The following is an 18474-nucleotide window of genomic DNA, read 5'->3' as shown; positions in this document are numbered from 1 at the left end:
CCTCAGGCCAAGGCGGCGTTGTAGAACAGCTCGCTGCTCTTCTGTTCCACCAGGGCTTGCTCGATGGCGGCCTGATGGACTTCGTCAGCGTGCTCTTCACGGGCTTCAGGCTGGATGCCCAGGCGCGCGAACAGTTGCATGTCCTTGTCGGCTTGCGGGTTGGCGGTGGTCAGCAGTTTCTCGCCGTAGAAGATCGAGTTGGCACCAGCGAAGAAGGCCAGGGCCTGCATCTGCTCGTTCATCGCCTCCCGCCCTGCGGACAGCCGTACGTGGGACTTGGGCATGAGGATCCGGGCCACGGCAAGCATGCGGATGAAGTCGAACGGGTCGACTTCTTCGGCGTTCTCCAGCGGAGTGCCGGCAACTTTTACCAGCATGTTGATCGGCACCGACTCCGGGTGCTCCGGCAGGTTGGCCAGCTGGATCAACAGCCCGGCGCGATCGTCCAGCGACTCACCCATGCCGAGGATGCCGCCCGAGCAGATCTTCATCCCGGCATCGCGTACGTAGGCCAGCGTCTGCAGGCGCTCGCTGTAGGTGCGGGTGGTGATGATGCTGGTGTAGAACTCCGGCGAGGTGTCGAGGTTGTGGTTGTAGTAGTCCAGTCCGGCCTCGGCCAGCGCCTGGGTTTGCTCCAGGTCGAGCTTGCCCAGGGTCATGCAGGTTTCCAGGCCCATGGCCTTGACCCCTTTGACCATCTGCAGCACGTAGGGCATGTCCTTGGCCGACGGGTGCTTCCAGGCGGCGCCCATGCAGAAGCGGGTCGAGCCGATGGCCTTGGCCCGGGCGGCTTCTTCGAGGACCTTCTGCACTTCCATCAGTTTCTGTTTTTCCAGCCCGGTGTTGTAGTGGCCGGACTGCGGACAATATTTGCAATCTTCCGGGCAGGCGCCGGTCTTGATCGACAACAGGGTCGAGACCTGCACGCGGTTGGCGTCGAAATGCGCGCGGTGCACGGTTTGCGCCTGGAACAGCAAGTCATTGAACGGTTGCTGGAACAGGGCTTTGACCTCGGCCAGGGACCAGTCGTGACGTGTTGTTGCAGTTGTGCTGGCGCTCATCGGCGATTCCTTGTTTAGGCTTGTACAAGCGCCGGCACAGGAAACCCCGCCAGCGCATCACGGATAGCTCGCATAGTTAAGGAAGGCTGATGCACTGTCAACCACAAGTCAAAATCAAGGTTTACAACTGGCTATTAAATAACCATATCTGTTTACTCTGCAATGAAGCGGCCGAGCAGCCCTACCCACTGTGTGTCGCCTGCGAAAGCGAACTGCCCTGGCTGAATGAGCATTGCCAGGTCTGTGCCCTGCCGCTGCCCATGCACGGCCTGGTCTGCGGCCAGTGCAGCCGGCGCCCGCCGGCTTTCTATCGAGTCGAGGCGCCCTGGCATTACGGCTTTCCGGTCGATGCGCTGGTGACCCGTTTCAAGCACAACAGCCAGTGGCCGCTGGGCCGCCTGCTGGCGCAACTGCTCGGGCGCTGGCTGATTCACCGCTTCGACGAAGGGTTGCCGCGCCCCACCCTGCTGCTGCCGGTACCGCTGTCACGGCGGCGTTTGCGCCAACGCGGCTATAACCAGGCGGGCATGCTCGGCAAATGGCTGGCGCAACAGCTGGGTATAGGCTGCAGCGAGCAGGTGCTCAGCCGCACCCTCGATACCCCGGCCCAGCAAGGCCTCAAGGCCCAGGCCCGCAAACGCAACCTGCGCCAGGCTTTCGCCATGCACGACAGCAGCCTGATTGCCGGGCGCCATGTAGCGTTGGTGGATGATGTGCTGACCACTGGCGCCACCGCCCAGGCGTTGGCCAGCCTGCTGCTCAAGGCGGGTGCGCGGCGAGTCGATGTCTACTGTCTGGCGCGGACCGCCAAGCCCGGCAGCGCTTGACTTGAACGCGGGGTGCGGGCACTTTCGGGCTGTTTCCTTTCAGGTGCCCGTTACCGCTTATGTCTCTGCCTGCCCTGCTCACTCAGCACATCGTCCGCCGCCCGCAGCGTATTGCCTTGCTGCAACACATTGCCGAACAAGGCTCGATCACCCGTGCGGCAAAAAGCGCCGGCATGAGTTACAAGGCGGCCTGGGATGCCATCGACGAACTCAACAACCTGGCGGCCAGCCCGCTGGTCGAGCGCAGTGTCGGCGGTCGTGGCGGTGGCGGGGCAAAACTGTCCGCCGAAGGGCAGCGGGTGCTGCGCCTGTACCAGCGTTTGCAGGCCCTGCAGGCACAGATCCTCGAAGCCGCCGAAGACGCCAGCGATCTCGACCTGCTCGGCCGCCTGATGCTACGCACCAGCGCGCGCAACCAGCTGCACGGGCGCATCCGCTCGATCGAGGCCCAGGGCCGTTATGACCGTATCAACCTGACCCTGGCGGGCGATCTGCGCATCGATGCCGAGATCACCCACGACAGCACCGAGCGCCTGGAACTGAGCCCGGGTACCGCCGTAGTAGCGCTGATCAAGGCGGGCTGGCTGGAATTGCTGGGCCTCGGTCAGCAGCCTGCCGAGGGCTACAACTGCTTGCCGGTCAAGGTCGATGCCTTGCTTGACGGCACCGAAGGCCCCACCGAAGTGCGCCTGGCCCTGGCCAGCGGGCAAACCCTGTGTGCCTTCGCCGAGGCCCGCTGGCTGAAGGACAATAAGGTCGTTGTAGGCAACGACCTGCAGGTGCAATTCCAGCCTTCCTATGTGCTTCTCGGAACGCCGTTGTAAAACTGCCACAAAACCGTCATGCGCCCTGACTAAGGTGACTGCCAAACCCGCAGGAAGCCTGTCATGCACCTATTAGAAGAACACCAGCCAACCGACCTCGAACACCTGACCAGCCTCAGCCGCCGCCGCTTCATCGGCGCCGGCGCCCTGTGCGGCGCGGCGCTGTTTCTCGGCGGCAATCTGCTCAGCCGCAGCGTCCTGGCAGCCAGCGTCAGCGCCGGCAACAGCAGCCTGCTAGGCTTTGCCAGTATCCCTGCCGCCACCGCCGACAGTATCACCCTGCCGCCAGGCTACCAGGCTCGGGTATTGATCAGCTGGGGCCAGCCGCTGCATGCCGACGCCCCGGCCTTCGACCCTTCCGGCAAGGGCAGCGCCCAGGCCCAGGAACTGCAGTTCGGTGACCACAACGACGGCATGAGCCTGTTCCCCTTCCCCGGCGACGACAACCGCGCGCTGATGGCGATCAACAACGAGTACACCAACTACCGCTACCTGTTCAGCCATGGCGGCAAACCGGCCTCTGCCGAAGAGGTGCACAAGGCCCAGGCCGCCGAAGGGGTGTCGGTGATCGAAGTGCGGCGCCGTGATGGCCAGTGGCAGTTCGTCCAGGACTCACCCTACAACCGGCGTATCCATGGCAACACGCCCATCAACCTGAGTGGCCCGGCCGCCGGCGATGCACTGCTCAGAACCGCGGCCGACAACAGCGGGCGCAAGGCGCTGGGCACCTTCCAGAACTGCGCCAACGGCAAGACGCCGTGGGGTACTTACCTGACCTGCGAAGAGAACTTCACCGACTGCTTCGCCAGCAGCGATTCATCCCAGGCCTTCGACGCCGCACAGAAGCGCTACGGTGCCTCGCTCACCGGCAAGGAGGTCGACTGGCACCAGCACGACCCGCGCTTCGACCTGGCCAAGAACCCCAACGAACTGAACCGTCATGGCTGGGTGGTGGAAATCGATCCGTTCGATCCGCAATCGACGCCGGTCAAGCGCACTGCCCTTGGCCGTTTCAAGCACGAGAACGCCGCCCTGGCCGAAACCCGCGACGGCCGCGCCGTGGTGTACATGGGCGACGATGAGCGTGGCGAGTTCATCTACAAGTTCATCAGCCGTGAGCGCATCGACCACAAGAACCCCAACGCCAACCGCAACCTGCTGGACCATGGCACCTTGTATGTAGCGCGCTTCGACGATAGCGACCACGACGTTGATCATCCGCGCGGCAAGGGCCAATGGCTGGAGCTGACCCATGGCAAGAATGGCCTCAACGCCGCCAACGGTTTTGCCAGCCAGGCCCAGGTGCTGATCCATGCGCGCCTGGCCGCCAGCCATCTCAAGGCCACGCGCATGGACCGCCCGGAGTGGATCGTGGTCAGCCCCAAGGACGGCCAGGTCTATTGCACCCTGACCAACAACATCAAACGCGGTGAAGACGGCCAGCCGGTCGGCGGCCCCAATCCGCGCGAGAAGAACCTCTACGGGCAAATCCTGCGTTGGCGCGAAAACACCGATGACCATGGCGCGATGAGTTTCGCCTGGGATCTGTTCGTGGTGGCCGGCAATCCGTCCGTACATGGCGGCGATGCCAAGGCCGGCTCCGCCAACATCACCCCGCAGAACATGTTCAACAGCCCTGATGGCCTGGGCTTCGATGCCGATGGCCGCTTGTGGATCCTGACCGACGGCGACTACAGCAACAGCGGTGACTTTGCCGGCATGGGCAACAACCAGATGCTCTGCGCCGACCCGGCCAGTGGTGAGATCCGCCGCTTCATGGTCGGGCCGGTGGCGTGCGAAGTGACCGGGATCGCCTTTGCCCCGGACCAGCGCACGGTGTTCGTCGGTATCCAGCATCCGGGGGAAACCGGTGGTTCGACCTTTCCCGAGCACCTGCCCAATGGCAAGCCACGCTCGTCGGTGATGGCGATCAGCAGGGAGGATGGCGGTATCGTTGGGGCTTGAGTCTGTGTAGCCCGCTCCCGCACGAGGCCCTGATGTGCGATACCATGCAGGAACCTTGCGGCCACCTGCCGCACAGCAGGAGCGAGCATGTCCCACCCCTTTGAAACACTCACCCCCGACCTGGTCCTGGACGCCGTGGAAAGCATCGGCTTTCTCAGCGACGCCCGGGTGCTGGCACTCAACAGCTACGAGAACCGGGTCTATCAGGTGGGCATCGAAGGGGGCGAACCGCTGATCGCCAAGTTCTACCGCCCGGATCGCTGGAGCGACGCGGCGATCCTCGAAGAGCACAGCTTTACCGCTGAACTGGCCGAATGCGACGTGCCGGTGGTGGCGCCACTTATCCACAACGGCAAGACCCTGTTCGAACACAGCGGCTTTCGCTTCACCCTGTTCCCCCGTCGCGGCGGTCGCGCGCCGGAGCCGGGCAATCTCGACCAGCTGTATCGCCTCGGGCAGTTGCTCGGCCGTCTGCACGGGGTTGGCGCCACCCGTGCGTTCGAGCACCGTGAAGCACTGGCAGTGGATAACTTCGGTCACGCCTCGCTGAACACCCTGCTTGAAGGCAACTTTATCCCCAAGAGCCTGCTGCCAGCCTTCGAGTCGGTGGCCCGCGACCTGCTCAAGCGGGTCGAGGCGATTTACGCCAACACCCCGCACCAGGTCATCCGCCTGCACGGCGACTGCCACCCCGGCAACATGATGTGCCGCGACGAGGTGTTTCATATCGTCGACCTCGACGACTGCCGCACGGGCCCGGCGGTACAGGATTTGTGGATGATGCTCGCCGGCGAGCGCCACGAGCGCCTGGGCCAGCTAGCCGAGCTGATGGATGGCTACAACGAGTTCCACGATTTCGATCCGCGTGAGTTGGCGCTGATCGAACCCTTGCGCGCCCTGCGCCTGTTGCACTACAGCGCGTGGCTGGCCCGACGCTGGGACGACCCGGCGTTCCCGCGCAGCTTCCCCTGGTTCGGCCAGGAGCGTTACTGGGGCGACCAGATCCTCGCCCTGCGCGAGCAAATGGCGGCGCTGGACGAAGAACCGCTGAAATTGTTCTGAAGCGCGCGCGAGTCTGTCTACAATAGCCCCCTGCTTTTAGATAGCTGCCTAAGCAAGGAATCTGCATGCACGCCGCCAACCCGCGTCGCGGGTACATCCTGGGCCTGAGCGCCTACATCATCTGGGGTTTGTTCCCGCTCTACTTCAAAGCGCTGCAAAGCGTCCCCGCAGTAGAAATCATCGTCCACCGGGTGCTCTGGTCGGCGCTGTTCGGCTCGTTGTTGCTGCTGGTCTGGAAGCATCCGGGCTGGTTGCGCGAACTGCGCGAAAACCCCAAGCGCCTGGCAATCCTGGCCTTGAGCGGCTCGCTGATCGCCGGCAACTGGCTGACCTACGTGTGGTCGGTGAACAACGGGCGCATGCTTGAAGCCAGCCTTGGCTACTACATCAACCCGCTGGTCAACGTGCTGCTCGGCATGCTTTTACTCGGTGAGCGCCTGCGCCGCCTGCAGTGGGTTGCCGTGGGCCTGGCCGCACTCGGGGTGGCCCAGCAGGTCTGGCAAGTGGGCAGCCTGCCGTGGGTATCCTTGGTGCTGGCACTGAGCTTCGGCTTCTATGGCCTGATCCGCAAGCAGGCGCCGGTAGCCGCCCTGCCCGGGCTGGTGGTGGAAACCTGGATGCTGGTGCCGCTGGCCATCGGCTGGATGCTGCTCAACCCCATGGCCCATAGCGCCCAGGCCAGTTTCTACACCAGCAGCGAAGCCTTGTGGCTGGTTGCCGCCGGTCCAGTCACCCTGGTACCGCTGGTCTGCTTCAACGCCGCCGCACGGCACCTGCCCTACACCACTCTGGGCTTCTTGCAATACCTGGCGCCCACCCTGGTGCTGCTGCAGGCGGTGTGGTTGTTTGACGAGCACCTGTCGAGCAGCACCCTGGTGGCTTTCATGTTCATCTGGGCGGGCCTGGCGCTGTACAGCGTGGACGCCTGGCTGAGCCTGCGCCGACGCAGCTGATCAAAAAACACACAACACGCTACAGGCTATGTGAACCCTGGCCTGTAGCGACATCTCCCAAGCTTATCCACAGGCGCATCCCCGATAAACCGGGATAACTAATCCTCGGGGCGCAGCTTCAGCTCCACCATCAGGTCATCGGCCAGTTCCTCCAGCTTGCCCTGCAGGACATCCAGCGACAGCGTCAGCGGCACCGCCAGCAAGGCATCGGCATGGAACAACGGCTCGCTGCTCATCGGCGCCGGACGCACCTCGGTGGTCAGGCGCTCGACGTTGACGCCCTGATCGGCCAGCAGACGGGTAATGTCACGGACGATACCCGGGCGGTCATTACCCACCAGCTCCATGGCGATCGGCTTCCAGGTACAGGACGGCTCGATGCCGCTTTCGGCGATCAGCACACGGATGTCGTACTTGCCCAAGGCCTGCAGCGCCTCGACCAGCTCATCGTAGGACTCAGCCGGCACCGCTACCTTGAGAATACCGGCAAATTGCCCGGCCATCCGCGACATGCGGCTCTCCAACCAGTTACCGTTATGCTCGGCAATGCATTCAGCGATACGCTCGACCTGCCCGGCCTTGTCGGGAGCGATCACTGTCAATACGAGATGATCCACGCGGTAACCCTCTGCTTTTAACGTTCAGCCCCGAAATCAAAGGGCGCGGGGAAAGTATAGGCAAGGCGCGGCAACCTGCCGCAGGAGCGTCGAATGACTAATCGTGTACTGTTTCAAGATTTATCTGGAACAATCTGCCGGTTTTTTGAGAACATACCGCTTCCCAGCGTGACCCTATGCGACCAATTGGTCGCAGAACGACGTATTTAGTCTAATTTTCACAACCGCAGCGCATCATGTAGTATGCCGCAGCGCGGACTACAAAACGTTGGATCGATGTCTGCCAAGGCGCCTGTGAAAATACGCCAACGCCTGCCAGCCTGTCTGGCAGGCCGCATCCAGCCGCCCGCGAGGGCAAGTACTGGTGCCGTGTTTAGAGAAGCGCGCAAGGCTTAAATAGAAGAGCTGAATAGCTGAGCAGAGTGAGGCAAGCAATGACTGAACACGTTCAAGTCGGTGGCCTTCAGGTCGCCAAAGTCCTTTTCGACTTCGTGAACAACGAAGCCATTCCCGGAACCGGCGTCAGCGTCGAAAAATTCTGGGAGGGTGCGGAAAAGATCATCAACGACCTCGCTCCAAAGAACAAAGCCCTGCTGGCCAAACGTGACGCACTGCAAGCGCAGATCGACGCCTGGCACCAGGCACGCAAAGGCCAGGCTCACGATGCCGTGGCTTACAAAGCCTTCCTTCAGGACATCGGTTACCTGCTGCCAGAAGCTGCAGACTTCCAGGCCTCGACCCAGAACGTCGACGACGAAATCGCCCGCATGGCCGGCCCGCAGCTGGTAGTGCCGGTGATGAATGCCCGCTTTGCCCTGAACGCCTCCAACGCCCGTTGGGGTTCGCTGTACGACGCCCTGTATGGCACTGACGCCATCAGCGAAGCCGGCGGCGCGGAAAAAGGCAAAGGCTACAACAAGGTTCGCGGTGACAAGGTGATTGCCTTCGCCCGCGCCTTCCTCGACGAGTCGGCGCCACTGGCTGCCGGCTCCCATGTCGACTCAAGCGCTTACTGCATTGAAGACGGCAAGCTGGTTGTCGCCCTCAAGGGTGGCAGCAACAGCGGCCTGCGTGACGACGCCCAACTGATCGGTTACCAGGGCGAGGCTTCGGCGCCGATCGCGATCCTGCTCAAGCACAACGGCCTGCACTTCGAAATCCAGATCGACGCCAGCACCCCGGTCGGCCAGACCGATGCTGCGGGCGTCAAGGACGTGCTGATGGAAGCCGCCCTGACCACCATCATGGACTGCGAAGACTCGGTCGCCGCCGTCGATGCCGACGACAAAGTGGTGATCTACCGCAACTGGCTGGGCCTGATGAAAGGCGACCTGGCCGAAAGCGTCAGCAAAGGTGGCCAGACCTTCACCCGGACCATGAACCCGGATCGTGAATACACCGCGCCAACTGGCGGCAAGGTCAGCCTGCACGGCCGCTCGCTGCTGTTCGTGCGTAACGTCGGCCACCTGATGACCATCGATGCCATCCTCGACAAGGACGGCAACGAAGTGCCAGAGGGCATCCTCGATGGCCTGGTCACCAGCCTGGCGTCGATCCACAACCTCAATGGCAACACCAGCCGCAAGAACAGCCGCACCGGTTCCATGTACATCGTCAAACCGAAGATGCATGGCCCGGAAGAAGCCGCGTTCACCAACGAGCTGTTCGGCCGCATCGAAGAAGCCCTGGGCCTCAAGCGCAACACCTTGAAGGTCGGCATCATGGACGAGGAGCGCCGCACCACGGTCAACCTCAAGGCCTGCATCCAGGCGGCCAGCGAGCGCGTGGTGTTCATCAACACCGGCTTCCTCGACCGTACCGGTGACGAAATCCACACCTCCATGGAAGCCGGCGCCGTGGTGCGCAAGGGCGCCATGAAGACCCAGAAGTGGATCGGCGCCTACGAGAACTCCAACGTCGATATCGGCCTGGCCACCGGTCTGCAAGGCCGCGCCCAGATCGGTAAAGGCATGTGGGCCATGCCGGACCTGATGGCCGACATGCTCGAGCAGAAGATCGCCCACCCGCTGGCCGGTGCCAACACCGCCTGGGTGCCGTCGCCGACTGCTGCCGCGCTGCACGCCCTGCACTACCACAAGGTCAACGTGTTCGCCCGTCAGGCGGAACTGGCCAAGCGTGCCCCGGCTTCGGTCGATGACATCCTGACCATCCCGCTGGCGACCGACACCAACTGGTCGGACGAAGAAAAGCGCAACGAACTGGACAACAACGCCCAGGGCATCCTCGGCTACGTGGTGCGCTGGATCGACCAGGGTGTCGGATGTTCGAAAGTGCCAGACATCAACGATGTCGGCCTGATGGAAGACCGCGCCACCTTGCGGATTTCCGCGCAGTTGCTGGCCAACTGGCTGCGTCACGGCGTGGTCAGCAAAGCGCAGATTCTTGAAAGCCTCAAGCGCATGGCGCCGGTGGTCGACAAGCAGAATGCCAACGACCCGCTGTACCGCCCGCTGGCACCAGACTTCGACAACAACATCGCCTTCCAGGCGGCGGTCGAACTGGTGGTCGAAGGCACCAAGCAACCGAACGGTTATACCGAGCCGGTGCTGCACCGTCGTCGTCGCGAGTTCAAGGCGCGCAACGGGTTGTAATTCGCAAGCCCGCACAGAAAACCTCACACCCGCAAAGGTGTGAGGTTTTTTTATGCCTGCAGGTCCTACGTAGTGGGGGGAATTTTAATTCTGCTACCGATGCCGATACCTGATAGTCCGCCAAGGCTGAATTGCCCACCATGACAGGCCACCTACCGCTTGCCAGCCTTTGGAGACAAGGATGTCATCTTGCAAGATCGCCACCAGGGACGTATTGGTCATTCTGCTGGTCGCCCTGTTGTGGGGCGCTAACTTCTCATTCATCGGTACCAGCCTGAGTACAGTCGACCCCTACATGCTGACCGCACTGCGGTTTTTCTTCTGCGTCTTCCCGCTGATCTTTTTCTTTCGCAAACCAAAGGCTGTAGGGTTGGGTTTCATCGCCCTGTACGGTCTGTTGTTTGGTGCCGGCATGGCCTGGCTGCTCAACCTCGGCATCGCTTGGGGCGTCAATCCCGGCATTGCCTCACTGCTGCTGCAGTTCAGTGCCTTCTTTACCGTGGGCTGGGGCGTGATGTTCTTCGGCGAAAAGCTGAACCGCGTCGAACTCGGCGCTATTGCCCTGGCCTTTGTCGGACTTGGACTGGTTATCCACACCAGCAGTGACAGCCTGTCCATGGCCGGTGTGCTGTTCGTGCTGCTCGCAGCCCTGTGCTGGAGCCTGTGTAACATCATTGTCAAACTGTGCGGACTGAAAGACGCCTTTGCCTTCCTGGTGTGGTCATGCCTGTTCGCCATTCCTGCGCTGTTCCTGGCAACCTACCTGATCCAGGGCTCAACGCCTTTTGAACAACTGCTAAAGGGCTATGAGACCCCCGTCTACTTTTCGATCATGTACCAGGCCTATGTTTCCACCATGCTGGGCTACTGGATCTGGAACAAACAGATGCACAAGTACCCGGTCAGCCAGATAGCGCCGTACTCGATCCTGGTACCGATCTCCGGGCTGATCATTTCCTGGTGGGTATTTGAAGAGTCAACCAGCGCCGCCAGACTGGCGGCCATTGGCCTGACCCTGACTGCCCTGGCGTTGTTCATCAGCGCCAGACGCCTGGAGCTGTTCATCGGCAAAGCAGCCCAGCTAACTCTTCGCTGAGCACGCTCAGCTTTCCTGGATACCCAACTCGCGCTTGATCAGGCTGACCAGCTTTTGCAGATCGTTTTCCAGCAGGGGTTTGAGCAGAAAATCAATAACGCTCAGGCGCATGGCAGCAATGGCATCCTTGACCGAGGCATCACCGGACACAATGATGATAGGCAACTCCGCACGCTTCGATTTGCGAATCTTGCCAATCAGATCAAGACCATCCAGAGGTGCCATGCGCAAGTCGGTGATCAGCACACCTATCCCCGGCTGCTTGTCCAGGCAAGCCAGGGCGGCTTGGGGCCTCCCCTTGGTAATGCAGAAAATACCGTGACTCGATAGATAGGCCGCCAGCGCGTCGCGGCTGGCTTTGTCATCATCGACAATGAGCACTTTCAACGGTGCAGTCTCAGGCGCAGTCACCGTCGCCAGTGCCTCACGCTCGGCTTCGCTCAGTATGTCTTCATGGTCGGACATGGTTGTCTCATCATCAATGACCTGCAAAATGTCCTTTGAATCAGTTCAGACTGCATTCAGATTAGTTGCAACCTGCCTTTCGTCGGGTAATTGACACATGACGCAACGCTTCAACACCCTGACGCGATTTATAGACTTACGTCCAATGGGCACTGAGCAGCCCGCGACCGACCATGAACAACGAAAACAACAAGGTCGATGGTCACAGCTCGACACAAAGACGCGGTAATGCTCATGAGCAAAATGGACGCCTTCGCCCAGGCAGGAAAGACTGCAGTCATGCAGAACATCCAGGGGACCATGCAGTTTCTGCAACGCTTTCCACCCTTCAACCAGATGGAGAACGCCCACCTGGCGTTTCTCGTCGAACAGTGCCAACTGCGCTTCTACGCGGCCAATGACAGCATCATCAAGCCCAGCGACGGCCCGGTCGAGCACTTCTACATCGTCAAGCAGGGTCGGGTCGTCGGCGAACGTCAGCACGTCACCCGCCCAGGCACCGAAACCACTTTCGAAATCACCAGCGGCGAGTGCTTCCCGCTTGCCGCCCTGCTCGGCGAACGGGCCACCCGCACCGAGCACCTGGCCGGCGAAGACACCTTCTGCCTGCAATTGAACAAGGCTGCGTTCATCCGTTTGTTCACTCTGTCCGAAGCCTTCCGTGACTTCGCCCTGCGCGGGGTCAGCAGCCTGCTCGACCAGGTCAACCAGCAGGTCCAGCGCCGCGCGGTGGAAACCCTCGGCAACCAGTACTCGCTAAACACCCGCCTGGGTGAGCTGGCCATGCGTCATCCGGTGGTCTGCGATCCGGCAACGCCGCTGCGTGAAGCGGTGCGGCTGATGCACGAGCAACAGGTCGGCAGTATTGTCATTGTCGATGAGCAGCGCTTCCCCATCGGCATCTTCACCCTGCGCGACCTGCGCCAAGTGGTCGCCGATGCCAGCGCCGACTTCGCTCAGCCGATCAACCGGCACATGACCGCCGCGCCTTTCTACCTGAGCCCGCAAGCCAGTGCTTTCGATGCTGCCATTGCCATGACCGAGCGGCATATCGCCCACGTCTGCCTGGTCGAAGAGCGGCGCCTGTGTGGCGTGGTTTCCGAGCGTGACCTGTTCTCCCTGCAGCGGGTCGACCTGGTGCACCTGGCGCGCACCATCCGCCACGCCAGCCGGGTCGAAAACCTGGTGTCGCTGCGCGGCGAAATCAGCCAGCTGGTCGAACGCATGCTGGCCCATGGTGCCTCGTCGACGCAGATCACCCAGATCATTACCCTGCTCAACGACCACACCGTGTGCCGGGTCATCGAGCTGGCCATCGAAGACAAGGGCGACCCGGGCGTGCCGTTCAGCTGGCTGTGCTTCGGTAGCGAAGGCCGCCGTGAACAGACCCTGCACACCGACCAGGACAACGGCATCATCTTCGAAGCCCGCGACGCCGCCCATGCCGCTGAAATCCGCGGGCGCCTGCTGCCGCTGGCCCAGCACATCAACCAGGGCCTGGCGCAATGTGGCTTCAGCCTGTGCAAGGGCAACATCATGGCCGGCAACCCCGAGCTGTGCCTGTCCCGGGCCGAATGGGCACGGCGCTTTGCCGCCTTCATTCGCGAAGCCACGCCGGAAAACCTGCTGGCTTCGAGTATTTATTTCGACCTGCGGGTGGTTTGGGGCGACGAACAAGCCTGTGAACAACTGCGCCAGAGCATCCTTGAGCAGGTGGCCGACAACCGCCTGTTCCAGCGCATGATGGCCGACAACGCGCTGCGCCAGCGCCCGCCGGTGGGCCGTTTCCGAGAATTCGTACTGACCCGCCAAGGCAACGACAAGGCCGCCACCCTCGACCTCAAGGTGCAAGGCCTGACGCCTTTCGTCGATGGCGCACGACTGCTGGCCCTGGCCAATGGCATCAGTGCCAACAACACCCTGGAGCGCTTGCGCCAACTGGTGACCAAGGAAGTGATCGATCCGCTTGACGGCGCCGCCTATGAAGAGGCCTACCACTTCATCCAGCAAACCCGCATGCAGCAGCATCAACTGCAGAGCCGGCAAAACCTGCCGTACTCCAACCGGGTCGATCCCGACAGCCTCAACCATCTGGACCGACGCATCCTGCGCGAGTCCCTGCGCCAGGCCCAACGCCTGCAAAGCAGCCTGGCCCTGCGGTACCAGCTATGAGCCTGTTTGCCTGGCTACGCCCCAGCCAACCGCGGCTCGACGAGCACCTGCGCCAGCACGTGCAACAGCTCACTGCCCCGGCGGCACTGGCTGAACACAGCCTGTGCCAGCAGCGCTGGGTGGTGCTCGACCTGGAAACCAGCGGCCTCAACCTCAACCGTGACCAGGTGCTGTCGATTGGCGCGGTGGTGATCGAAGACGGCGCCATCGACTTCAGCCAGCAGTTCGAGCGCACCCTGCACCAGCGCGACCACAAGCTCACCTCCAGTGTGTTGATCCACGGCTTGGGGCCCAGCGCCATTGCCGCCGGCTGTGACCCGGCCCAGGCGCTACTGGAACTGATGGACTTCATCGGCGACAGCCCGCTGTTGGCCTTTCATGCGCCGTTCGATCAACGCATGCTCAGCCGTGCACTAAAGGACCATCTCGGCTATCGCCTGCAGCATCCGTTCTTCGATGTCGCGGAACTGGCGCCCCTGCTCAACCCGCAGATCACCCTGCGCGAAGCCGGGCTGGATGACTGGACCGCCTACTTCGGCCTGCAGGCTGCCGAACGGCACAACGCCAGCGCCGATGCCATGGTCACCGCTGAGCTTGCGCTGATCCTGTTCAGCCAGGCCCGGCGCCAGCAACTGGACAGCCCGGCCTTGCTCGATCAGCAGCTGCAGCGCCTGCGTAGGCGGCGGCAACAAAGTCATGGCTTTTAAGCATCATCCGATGAGCGTGAATTGCGTCTGATGGGGAGCTTCTGCGACAATCGCGAATAATTCTCGTTAGTTAACGCATCTTCCCGGGGAACGCCTTGTCGTCTGTGCAAAGCCCACACACTGAGCTGGTCGGTACGCTGTACCGCGACCATCGCAGTTGGCTGCTCGCCTGGCTGCGACGCAACATCGCCTGCGCCGACCGTGCCGAAGACCTGAGCCAGGACACCTTCGTGCGCCTGCTCGGGCGCGAACAATTGCCTGCGCCACGTGAACCCCGGGCGTTCCTCCTGGCGATCGCCAGGGGCCTGCTGTTCGACCATTTTCGCCGCGCGGCACTGGAGCAGGCGTACCTGGCCGAGCTGATGCTGATCCCCGAAGCCGAACAGCCCTCCCCCGAAGAACAACACCTGATCCTCGAAGACCTCAAGGCTATCGACCGCCTGCTCGGCAAGCTGTCGAGCAAGGCCCGGGCTGCCTTCCTGTACAACCGCCTCGACGGCCTGGGCCATGCCCAGATCGCCGAACGCCTGGGCGTGTCCATATCGCGGGTGCGCCAGTACCTGGCCCAGGGCATGCGCCAGTGCTACGTGGCCCTGTACGGTGAGCCGACATGAACAGCAAACCGGTTTCAGCGCGGGTGCTGGATGCCGCGATTGCCTGGCAGCTGTGCCTGGATTCGGGTAATGGCAGCGCCGACGAACGTGCCGAATTCGCTCGCTGGTATGCCGCCAGCGAAGAACACGCCCGTGCCTGGATGCAACTGGGCATGCTCGACCAGCGCTTCAGCGCCGCGGCCGGCCCGGCCCGCCAGGCCCTACTGCAATCACGCGCCGGACTGCGCCAGCAGATGCGCAAACTGGGTAGCGGCGTGGCCAGCCTGGTGCTGGTGGTTGGCCTGCTAAGCTGGGTCAGCGCCCATCAGTCGCTGGGCTACTGGCTGGCCGACCAGCGTACCGACACCGGCGAACAACGAACGCTGCGCCTCACCGACGGCACCCTGATCAGCCTCAACACCCACTCGGCGGTGGATATCCGTTTTGATGAAAAAGAACGCCTGATCGTCCTGCACGAAGGTGAAATCTCCATCGAGACCGGTCACAAGGATGATCGCCCGTTTGTGGTCAGCACCGCAGATGGCCGCATGCGTGCGCTGGGCACGCGTTTTCTGGTCAAGCTCGAAGACCAGGGCACGCGCCTGAGCGTTTTGCAGTCCGCAGTTGCCGCCCGCCCGCAAGACAGCGGCGATGAGCAAATCCTCAAGGAAGGCCAGCAGGTACTGATGAGCCATGACCGACTGGGCCGGATCAATGGCCTCGTACCAGGTGCTGACGCCTGGACCCGCGGCATGCTGGTGGTCGACAACGTGCGCCTGGCCGATCTGGTCGATGAGCTTGGGCGTTATCGCAGCGGCCATCTGGGGGTTGCTGCGGATGTGGCTGAGCTGCGCATTACTGGCAGCTTCCCGCTCAAGGATACCGACCTGGCGCTGACCTCATTGCTGCCGACGTTGCCGGTGCAGATCGAGCAGCGCACGCCCTGGTGGGTGACGGTGGTGGCTAAGCGCGATAGGCCCTGACCGCCCAGGGCAATAAAAATCTAAATTATTTTCAATACCCCCTGACACTTTTCAAGACTCACTCGGCAAGGAAGCTAGTTAGCACTTACTTCCGTCGAGGAGCCGCTGTATGTCCCGCGCTTTTGAGAACTTTCTGCGCCCCAGCCTGCTGGCCGTGGCCATTGCCCTGACAGCACCTCTGGCAAGCAGCCCGCTGATCGCCGCCGAGCAATCGGGCAGCCTGCGCAGCTACAACCTGCCTGCCGCGCCGCTGTCCACCACGCTGAACCAAATCGCAAGCCAGGCCGGTATCGCCCTGGCCCTGGACCCGAGCCTGGCCAGCGGCCGCACTTCGGCGCCGGTCAACGGCCAGTACGACGGCGTCGGTGCCCTGCAAGCGGCTTTGCGCGGCACCGGCCTGCAATTGCAGCAGAGCAGCGCGGGCACCTATAGCCTGATCGCTACCCCCGAGGGCACCCTGGCCCTGCCGGAAACCAGCGTCAATGCCCGCAGCGACTATGAAAGCGCCTGGGGACCTGCTACTGGCTTTACCGCCACCCGCACCGCCGCCGGTACCAAGACCGACACGCCGATCGTTGAAGTACCGCGCTCGATGAGCGTGATCACCCGCGAGCAGCTGGACGACCGCCAGGTCCTCAACCTCAACGACGCCCTGCGCTACACCGCTGGCGTGCAAAGCAGCGGTTACGGCTCCGACACCCGCGCCGACTGGCTGCGGGTGCGCGGTTTCGACCCGACCCAGTTCCTCGACGGGCTGCCGCTGCCCAAAGGCTCGTTCGCCAACCCCAAAGTCGAACCCTGGAACCTGGAGCGCATCGCCGTGCTGCGCGGGCCGGCCTCGTCGGTTTACGGCCAGACCCCGCCCGGCGGCATGCTCGACATGGTCAGCCGTCGCCCCCAGGCTGAAAGCGCCCACCAGGTCGAAGCCCAGGTTGGCAGCAACAACCATCGCCAGATCAACTTCGACAGCACTGGCAAGATCGATGACGACGGCCAGTTCCTTTACCGTGTCAGCGGCGTGGTACGCGACAGCGGCGCACCAACCGATCATGTTCCAGACAAGCGCTACAACCTCGCGCCAAGCCTGACCTGGAACATGGATGAAGACACCAGCCTGACCTTCATCACCCAGTTCACCCGCGACGATACCGGTATCAGCGGCCAGTTCCTGCCGTTGCAGGGCACCAAGCTGGGCTCGCCGGCCGGCGATATCTCGCACCACAAGAACCTCGGTGACCCGGACTGGGAGTTCTACGATCGCACCTACTACGCCCTGGGCTATGCTTTCGAGCACCGCCTGAACGATGTCTGGCAGTTCCGCCAGAACCTGCGCTATACCAAGAGCGACCTGTCGTTCCAGGGCATCAACGTCGCAACGAACAACATCGGCACCATCCAGCCTGACGGCAGCGTCCCGCGCGAAACCGGCATCGTCAACGAGGACATCAGCCAGTTCGCCGTCGACAACAACTTCCAGGCCGACTTCCAGACCGGTGCCTTTACCCACACCCTGCTGATCGGCCTCGACCACCAGCGCTCGAACACCAATTACCGCTGGGATTACGGCCCGAGCCCCAGCGTGCCGCCAGGCAACGTAATCAACCCGCCGTACGGCCAGGACTTCTCCAAAGTGTCGTATTTCACCATGTACGACTACGGCCAGAAAACCCGTCAGACCGGCTTCTACGTGCAGGACCAGATTGCCCTCGACAACTGGCGCCTGACCCTGGGCGGGCGCGAAGACTGGGTGCACACCGGCACCACCTTCCACAACCAGAACGACGCCACCAGCACCGAGCGCGACAAAGCCTTCACCGGCAACGTCGGCCTGAGCTACGTGTTCGACAACGGCGTGACCCCGTACATTTCCTACACCGAGTCGTTCCAGCCGACGAGCGGCGCCGCCGTCGCCTCCACTGATTCGTTCAAACCAACCGAAGGCCGCCAGTACGAAGTCGGCGTCAAGTACCAGCCGGTCGGCAGCAAGAACCTCTACACCGCAGCCGTGTACGACTTGCGCCAGGACAACGTGAAGGTCACTGAAGGCAACATTACCCAGCAAGTTGGCCAGTTGCAGGTCCGCGGCCTTGAGCTGGAAGCCACCACCCAGGTGACCGAGAACCTCAAGCTGATCGGCTCCTACAGCTACACCGACACAGAGATCCTCAAGGGTGCGGCCAACGAGCAAGGCAACCGCATGGCGCTGATCCCGCGCAATCAGGCGACCCTGTGGGCCGATTACACCTGGCACAACGGCCTGCTCGACGGCTTCGGCGTCGGCGGTGGCGTGCGCTATGTCGGTGACAACTACGGCAACACCACCAACACCGATCTCGGCTATGTCGGCTCCTACACCGTCTACGACGCGTCGGTGCACTACGACCTGGGCCGCAAGGTCAGCACACTCAAAGGCATGACCGTCGCCGTCGAAGCCAAGAACCTGTTCAACAAGGACTACCTGGCCAACTGCGACGGCTACTGGTGCTACTACGGTGACGAGCGCAACGTCGTTGCCAGCGTCAACTACAAGTTCTAAG

The 18474-nt window shown here is 62.4% G+C and carries 15 protein-coding genes; 12 read left to right on the top strand and 3 right to left on the bottom strand.

Annotated features, from left to right (window positions below; translation table 11 throughout):
• Window positions 1-2: 2 nt before the first annotated feature.
• Window positions 3-1061: a biotin synthase BioB gene (gene bioB / locus F8N82_RS27060; RefSeq protein ID WP_038998383.1), complete on the bottom strand. Its 1059-nt coding sequence runs from the start codon at window positions 1059-1061 to the stop codon at window positions 3-5.
• A gap of 89 nt (window positions 1062-1150) precedes the next feature.
• Between bioB and F8N82_RS27055 the strand changes: the two genes are divergently transcribed.
• From F8N82_RS27055 to rarD, 5 genes are all read left to right on the top strand, one after another.
• Entirely contained in the window at window positions 1151-1888 is a 738-nt protein-coding gene (locus F8N82_RS27055; protein WP_095163117.1) for a ComF family protein, read from the top strand.
• Window positions 1889-1947: 59 nt separating this feature from the next.
• The gene (locus tag F8N82_RS27050) at window positions 1948-2712 is read left to right on the top strand and encodes a TOBE domain-containing protein (RefSeq protein ID WP_038998380.1); all 765 of its coding nucleotides are present in this window, start codon (window positions 1948-1950) and stop codon (window positions 2710-2712) included.
• Window positions 2713-2775: 63 nt separating this feature from the next.
• Window positions 2776-4677 (top strand): PhoX family protein, encoded by a 1902-nt coding sequence (locus tag F8N82_RS27045; RefSeq protein WP_038998376.1) that lies wholly within the window; start codon window positions 2776-2778, stop codon window positions 4675-4677.
• A gap of 87 nt (window positions 4678-4764) precedes the next feature.
• Entirely contained in the window at window positions 4765-5739 is a 975-nt protein-coding gene (locus tag F8N82_RS27040; RefSeq protein ID WP_038998375.1) for a serine/threonine protein kinase, read from the top strand.
• Window positions 5740-5804: 65 nt separating this feature from the next.
• Window positions 5805-6692, top strand: coding sequence for an EamA family transporter RarD (rarD, locus tag F8N82_RS27035; RefSeq protein WP_038998374.1), 888 nt, complete (start codon window positions 5805-5807; stop codon window positions 6690-6692).
• Window positions 6693-6790: 98 nt separating this feature from the next.
• On the opposite strand, the gene F8N82_RS27030 is transcribed toward rarD, so the two are convergent.
• Complete coding sequence (locus F8N82_RS27030; RefSeq protein WP_038998373.1) at window positions 6791-7309, bottom strand: glycine cleavage system protein R; 519 nt, start codon at window positions 7307-7309, stop codon at window positions 6791-6793.
• Between the two features lie 434 nt (window positions 7310-7743).
• On the opposite strand from F8N82_RS27030, the gene F8N82_RS27025 reads away from it, so the two are divergent.
• Entirely contained in the window at window positions 7744-9921 is a 2178-nt protein-coding gene (locus F8N82_RS27025) for a malate synthase G (protein ID WP_038998372.1), read from the top strand.
• 181 nt (window positions 9922-10102) lie between these two features.
• Window positions 10103-11017, top strand: coding sequence for an EamA family transporter (locus F8N82_RS27020; protein ID WP_052251618.1), 915 nt, complete (start codon window positions 10103-10105; stop codon window positions 11015-11017).
• Window positions 11018-11023: 6 nt separating this feature from the next.
• On the opposite strand, the gene F8N82_RS27015 is transcribed toward F8N82_RS27020, so the two are convergent.
• Entirely contained in the window at window positions 11024-11482 is a 459-nt protein-coding gene (locus tag F8N82_RS27015; RefSeq protein WP_038998370.1) for a response regulator, read from the bottom strand.
• A 234-nt stretch (window positions 11483-11716) separates the two neighbouring features.
• On the opposite strand from F8N82_RS27015, the gene F8N82_RS27010 reads away from it, so the two are divergent.
• The 5 genes from F8N82_RS27010 to F8N82_RS26990 all read left to right on the top strand — a co-directional run bounded on the left by F8N82_RS27010 (window position 11717) and on the right by F8N82_RS26990 (window position 18473).
• Window positions 11717-13654, top strand: a complete 1938-nt coding sequence (locus F8N82_RS27010) for a DUF294 nucleotidyltransferase-like domain-containing protein (protein WP_038999694.1) — start codon at window positions 11717-11719, stop codon at window positions 13652-13654.
• The gene (locus F8N82_RS27005) at window positions 13651-14361 is read left to right on the top strand and encodes a 3'-5' exonuclease (RefSeq protein ID WP_038998368.1); all 711 of its coding nucleotides are present in this window, start codon (window positions 13651-13653) and stop codon (window positions 14359-14361) included. Before F8N82_RS27010 ends, F8N82_RS27005 begins: the two co-directional genes overlap by 4 nt.
• Before the next feature lie 95 nt (window positions 14362-14456).
• The gene (locus tag F8N82_RS27000) at window positions 14457-14975 is read left to right on the top strand and encodes an RNA polymerase sigma factor (RefSeq protein ID WP_038998367.1); all 519 of its coding nucleotides are present in this window, start codon (window positions 14457-14459) and stop codon (window positions 14973-14975) included.
• Window positions 14972-15937, top strand: coding sequence for a FecR domain-containing protein (locus F8N82_RS26995; protein WP_038998366.1), 966 nt, complete (start codon window positions 14972-14974; stop codon window positions 15935-15937). Before F8N82_RS27000 ends, F8N82_RS26995 begins: the two co-directional genes overlap by 4 nt.
• Before the next feature lie 109 nt (window positions 15938-16046).
• Window positions 16047-18473 (top strand): TonB-dependent siderophore receptor, encoded by a 2427-nt coding sequence (locus F8N82_RS26990; RefSeq protein WP_038998364.1) that lies wholly within the window; start codon window positions 16047-16049, stop codon window positions 18471-18473.
• Window position 18474 lies beyond the last annotated feature (1 nt).

Source organism: Pseudomonas fluorescens, assembly GCF_902497775.2.
In the GTDB taxonomy this organism is placed as follows: Bacteria; Pseudomonadota; Gammaproteobacteria; order Pseudomonadales; family Pseudomonadaceae; genus Aquipseudomonas; species Aquipseudomonas putida_F.
The sequence above is the reverse complement of the archived record's forward strand: the minus strand, read 5'-3'. Positions and strand labels throughout refer to the sequence as shown.